General features: G+C 68.3%; 6 protein-coding genes. 1 reads left to right on the top strand and 5 read right to left on the bottom strand.

Annotated elements, in window-relative coordinates; translation table 11 throughout:
• The 4 genes from B3E43_RS00585 to gspJ all read right to left on the bottom strand — a co-directional run.
• Window positions 1–210 (bottom strand): hypothetical protein (locus B3E43_RS00585; RefSeq protein ID WP_292025933.1); only part of this gene is annotated, 210 nt, incomplete at its 3' end.
• Window positions 207–1,604 carry a multiheme c-type cytochrome gene (locus tag B3E43_RS00580; protein ID WP_292025931.1) on the bottom strand — a complete coding sequence of 466 codons (1,398 nt, stop codon included), beginning with the start codon at window positions 1,602–1,604 and terminating at the stop codon, window positions 207–209. The genes B3E43_RS00585 and B3E43_RS00580, both read right to left, overlap by 4 nt.
• Window positions 1,605–1,721: 117 nt before the next feature.
• Window positions 1,722–2,675 carry a type II secretion system minor pseudopilin GspK gene (gene gspK / locus B3E43_RS00575; RefSeq protein WP_292025930.1) on the bottom strand — a complete coding sequence of 318 codons (954 nt, stop codon included), beginning with the start codon at window positions 2,673–2,675 and terminating at the stop codon, window positions 1,722–1,724.
• A gap of 29 nt (window positions 2,676–2,704) precedes the next feature.
• Entirely contained in the window at window positions 2,705–3,307 is a 603-nt protein-coding gene (gene gspJ / locus B3E43_RS00570; protein WP_292025927.1) for a type II secretion system minor pseudopilin GspJ, read from the bottom strand.
• A gap of 185 nt (window positions 3,308–3,492) precedes the next feature.
• On the opposite strand from gspJ, the gene B3E43_RS00565 reads away from it, so the two are divergent.
• Entirely contained in the window at window positions 3,493–3,663 is a 171-nt protein-coding gene (locus tag B3E43_RS00565; protein WP_292025925.1) for a hypothetical protein, read from the top strand.
• A gap of 41 nt (window positions 3,664–3,704) precedes the next feature.
• On the opposite strand, the gene B3E43_RS00560 is transcribed toward B3E43_RS00565, so the two are convergent.
• Window positions 3,705–4,736: CTP synthase (locus tag B3E43_RS00560; RefSeq protein WP_292025923.1), on the bottom strand; the 1,032-nt coding region annotated here is incomplete at its 5' end.

Genomic DNA, 4,736 nt, shown 5'->3' with positions numbered 1-4,736 from the left:
GGCCAGCACCCCTTCGACATCCGCCACGGAGAGGGCCTCGGCCGCCGGAACCGCATAGAGGGCGCCGCCACCGCCGCCGCCGCCGCCGCCGCCACCACCACTGCCACCGCCACCGCTACCGCCGCTGGACGAGCCTCCCCCTCCGCCGCAGCCCGTCAGCAGCAGACCGGCCAGCGCCGCCAGAACCAGTCCCCTCGCCCGCCGGGTCATCGTGCGCGCCTCACGGCGGTCGCGACGCCGCCCATGGCGCGCCTGAACTCCTGCGGTCGGTAGCGGTTGGGATCCCGCACGGCGGCATAGGCGCGGTCGATATCAGACCGCATGGCCCGCACGGCGCCCGCCTCGATCTGCCCCTGTGAGACGAGGGCGTTCAGCAGGGTGTCGACGGCCATGACCGCCTGGGCCCCGCCGGAATAGTCGGTGTAGCGCGGGGCCAGCGCCTCCCCCAGCACATCCTCGAGGATGGCGAAGGTGTCGGCGCGGCTGAACGGGCTGGAAGCAAAGCTCGCCGAGAGCTGTCCCGCCGTTCCCGCCAGGCGGCGGGCGGCTTCGACCGCCCCGGCCCGATCAGAGCCCAGGGCCTGATGGAAGGCGCGCGAGTCCGTCTGGAACCGCTGCGCCAGAGACGCCGGCGCGGTGCGGGCCGCGGCGGCCAGCATGATCATGTTCTCATCGTTGAACGGCGGCGTGCCCATCGGGATAGGCCGCCCCGGATTGGCCTCGACCAGCAGGGGCGCGTTCGGCTCGTCCGAGATCGGCCGGTGACAGCTGTGACAGTCGAAAAAATAGAGCTCGGGAAAGACGCCGTTCCCGGCCCGGCCCGTATCGCCATAGACGGTCAGGATGCGCTGCAGGGCCACGGCCTGGCCGATGGCCCAGAGCCGCGCGGAATCCATCGTCGCCTTGCGCTGCACATAGTCGGCGTCGACATCGTGATGCTGCTGGAAGGCAGTGAACAGTTCCAGCTCGAATGACAGGCGCGGATGGCCCGCGCTCATCATCTCGTGGGTCACGAACTGGTTCGGCTTGTCACTGCCCCAGTGGCAATCGAGACAGACATTGGCCCGAACCACCGGATCCTCCAGCGGAGTCATGCCGCGCGCCACATTGTCGGCGTGGCTGACGCCGACGGTATAGTGGCTGGCGATCCAGCCGCCGGAAGGGCCATGGCAGCTCTCGCAGCCCACGCCGTCCGAGACCTGGAACCGGGCCCCACGGGCCGCGGCGGGCTCGGCGTGGCAGCCCAGACAGGCCGGGGCGTTCTGCGCCGGGCCCAGGCCCAGCCGGCGCGTGATCGACTGGGCGCGCGCATAGGTCAGGGTGCGCCAGGCCCGGCTGTGTGACCCGCCGGGGCCTGTGGGGTCCTGCCAGCTGACCAGTTCGTTCTGGCGCACCACCGCGCCGTCAGCGGCCTGACGCCCGTGGCAGGTCGATCCGGCGCAAGACGCGACGCCCTCGTGCACACCCGGCGAAGACAACTGGGTTGCGGAAGCCTTTGAAGGCAGGACTGCGCCCACGCCGACGCAGAGCGCCAGGAACAAGGCCAGGCTCACCCAGACCGCGACAGGGCGGATACCACCCACGCTGATCGTCGTCGTGTTCAATTGGTCCCCGCTTCCCCCGTCGACCCACTTGCGCAAGTTCGACAGAACGACGTTAGCACCAATCATGACAAGCTGTCAGCCGACTCCCCCATGGCCAGAAGCCACGGTTCTCCTGACCTAGTCCTCAGGCGTCCAGCGCCGGATCAACGTCCGCGCCCCGACGCCCGGACGAGATTCAATCAGGGCGGTGCGCACGGCGCGGACTCCGCCCTGGTCGACGTCGATACGGACAGCGAAATAGTCCGTGCGTACGGTGACCTGGTCGCGCACGCCCGGGTCAACCTGCAGGCTGTTGAGGGCCGGCTGGCGCCAGAAGCCGGCTGGATCCGACCAGCCTCCCGTCGGACGGGCCGCGATCACGGCCCGGGCGTCGGGCAGGCTGAGCGACCCGCCCGTGAGCATGACCAGGAGCGGCGCATTCGCCGACGTCAGGGTGTTGACGTTGATCGGCGAGCGGTCGGTCGGCAGGGCGCACAGATGGGGCCGCAGCCGGTCGTAGGCGTCACGGTCCACGCCGCGCACGGTCCGCAGCTCGGAGACCTCGGCCAGAGGCACGCCGCCTGTCCGGTAAGGCTCGGCCAGCCCGGCATAGGCGCTGTCCTCGGCGCCCCGGGAGCGAGCCGTGGTGTCGCTATCGATCCAGTCGATCAGACTGTCCGTGATCGTCTCCATCCTCTGCGGATCGACCCCGACGGCCCGCCCGAGCGCCAGCAGCTGCACCTCCCCGACCGGCCGGACCGCCAGCCGGTCCCCGGTCCAGGCCACCACGCTGTTCAGGTTGAAACAGGCCTGACCGTCACGCACCGTCGCGGTCAGCGTCCCTCCGTCGATCGGCAGGGTGATCGCGCGTCCGTTCCACTCGGGCGTCAGCGGGGTCCGGTCCGCATCCAGCGCCGTCAGCCGCTCAATCCTTCGCCGAGCCAAAGTCTCCGCGCCATCGGCATACCACTGCGCCTGGGCGCCGGTTTCGGCATTGGTCGTGCGCCGCACCGAAAACCGGACATCGTCCAGTACGGCAACCGCCACGACAGCCATCACCGCCACCAGCAGCAAGACGGCCAGAAGCGCCATGCCCTCGCGATCCCGAAGCGGCCCGCCTCTCATCGTCCGCCCCCGATGAGGAACAGCTGCGACAGCCGGCCATATCCCTCCACCGTCAGTTCGAGGCACACCGCGTCGGGCGGGCCTCCGGTCGGCCCGGGAATCGGGGTGGGCGTCTCGCGGCCGTCCTGAATGAAGGTCACGGTCAGGTCCGACACGCCGGTCAGCAGCACTTGGGACGGTCCCGGGCGCGATCCATCCAGAAAGGGCGACACCCGGCGTTCCAGCCGATCTCCGACGACGCTGTACTCAACCCGTTGCAGGGACGACCGGCCCGTGTCCCCGGCATTGCTCCAGCCGGCGCGGGTAACGACCAGAACAGGGTCGCCCGGAGCCGTTCCCCCCGCCAGGGCCAGGGGATGTGGCTCACCGTTCCGGTCGCGCGTTCGGCGGTTCGTCGCCTGACCGAGGTCGGCCTTCAGAAGGCTGCGCGTTCGCTGCAATGCGGCGGTGCGGTCGGTGGCCGCCCGGACCACAAACCGGTTGTCGACCGAGACGGACAATACGGCCGCACCCGCGGAAGCGATCAGGCCGAACAACATCAGTGCGACCAGGGCCTCGACCAGGGTGAAGCCGGACCGGGCGGTCGCCGGGGTGAACATGATCTTCGCCGCCCCCTGTCCTGACGTCTTTGCGATTACACCCTGCCGCCCCTCAGCGCACAATCCCGACTAGCACCCCGGCCGATTTCAGACGAACCCGGCCGACTGTTTGATCTTGCACTGCAGCAAAATATGTAACATTGTTCGTTGTATGCAGGGTTTGCTCGCGCTGCACGGACCGAACAATGCTCAAATCCATGAAATGCCTGCTGAAAGGGCACGTCTACGTCGACAGCCGTAGCCAGCCCGGAACCCGTGTTTGCGTCCGTTGCAAGGATCGCAAGCCGTTCGAAGGCCTCACGCCGCCGTCCAGCAGCAGCGCCGCGACAGACAGCGCCACGCCTTCAAACGGCTGAGCGCCGGCGCGGGTCAAGCCGCCGGCTTTCCATGCCCTGACTCAGACCAGCCGGCTCTGCACCAGGGCCGCCTCGATAAAGCCCGCGAACAAAGGATGCGGTGCGAACGGGCGGCTCTTCAATTCCGGATGATACTGGACCCCGACGAACCACGGATGATCCTCGCGCTCGACCGTCTCGGGCAGGACGCCGTCCGGCGACAGGCCGGCGAAGATCAGGCCGCCCTTCTGCTCGATGGCGTCGCGGTAGTTGATGTTGACCTCATAGCGATGCCGGTGGCGCTCGCTGATCGTGGTCGAACCGTACATCTGCGCGATCCTCGACCCCGCCTTCAGCGTCGAGTCATAGGCCCCCAGCCGCATGGTCCCGCCCATGTCGCCGCCCTGCTGGCGCAGGACGCGCTGGTTCCCCTGGGTCCATTCGGTCATCAGGCCGACGACGGGCTCGGTCGTCGGGCCGAATTCGGTGGATGAGGCCTTGGGATAGCCGGCCAGATTCCTGGCCGCCTCGATCACCGCCATCTGCATGCCGAAACAGATGCCGAAATAGGGGATCTTGCGCTCGCGGGCGAAGCGGGCCGCCTCGATCTTGCCCTCTGAGCCCCGCTCGCCGAAGCCGCCGGGCACCAGAATGGCGTGAGCCGCCTGCAGGCGCGCATCGCAGGCCTCACGGTCGCCCTCGAAGGTCTCGGCCTCGACCCAATCGATGTTGACCTTGACGTTGTTCGCCACACCACCGTGGTGCAGGGCCTCGATCAGGGATTTGTAGGCGTCCTTGAGGACCGTATATTTGCCCACTACGGCCACGGTGACCTCGCCGTCCGGCTGTCGACGGCGTCGCGCGATCTCTTCCCACATGGTCAGGTCCGGCGCCGGGGCATCGGCAAGTCCGAAATGCGCCAGAACCTCAGCGTCCAGTCCCTCGCGGTGATAGTCCAGCGGCACGGCATAGATGTCGTCGGAATCCATCGCCTGGATGACGCCGCTCTCACGCACATTGCAGAACAGGCCGATCTTGCGCTTTTCCTCCGGCGGGATCGGGAATTCGCAACGGCACAGCAGGATGTCCGGCTG

The sequence above is a fragment of the Brevundimonas sp. UBA2416 genome (assembly GCF_002343105.1).
Lineage (GTDB): Bacteria > Pseudomonadota > Alphaproteobacteria > Caulobacterales > Caulobacteraceae > Brevundimonas.
Note: the sequence above shows the minus strand (reverse complement) of the source record. Positions and strands in the feature narration are given on the sequence as shown.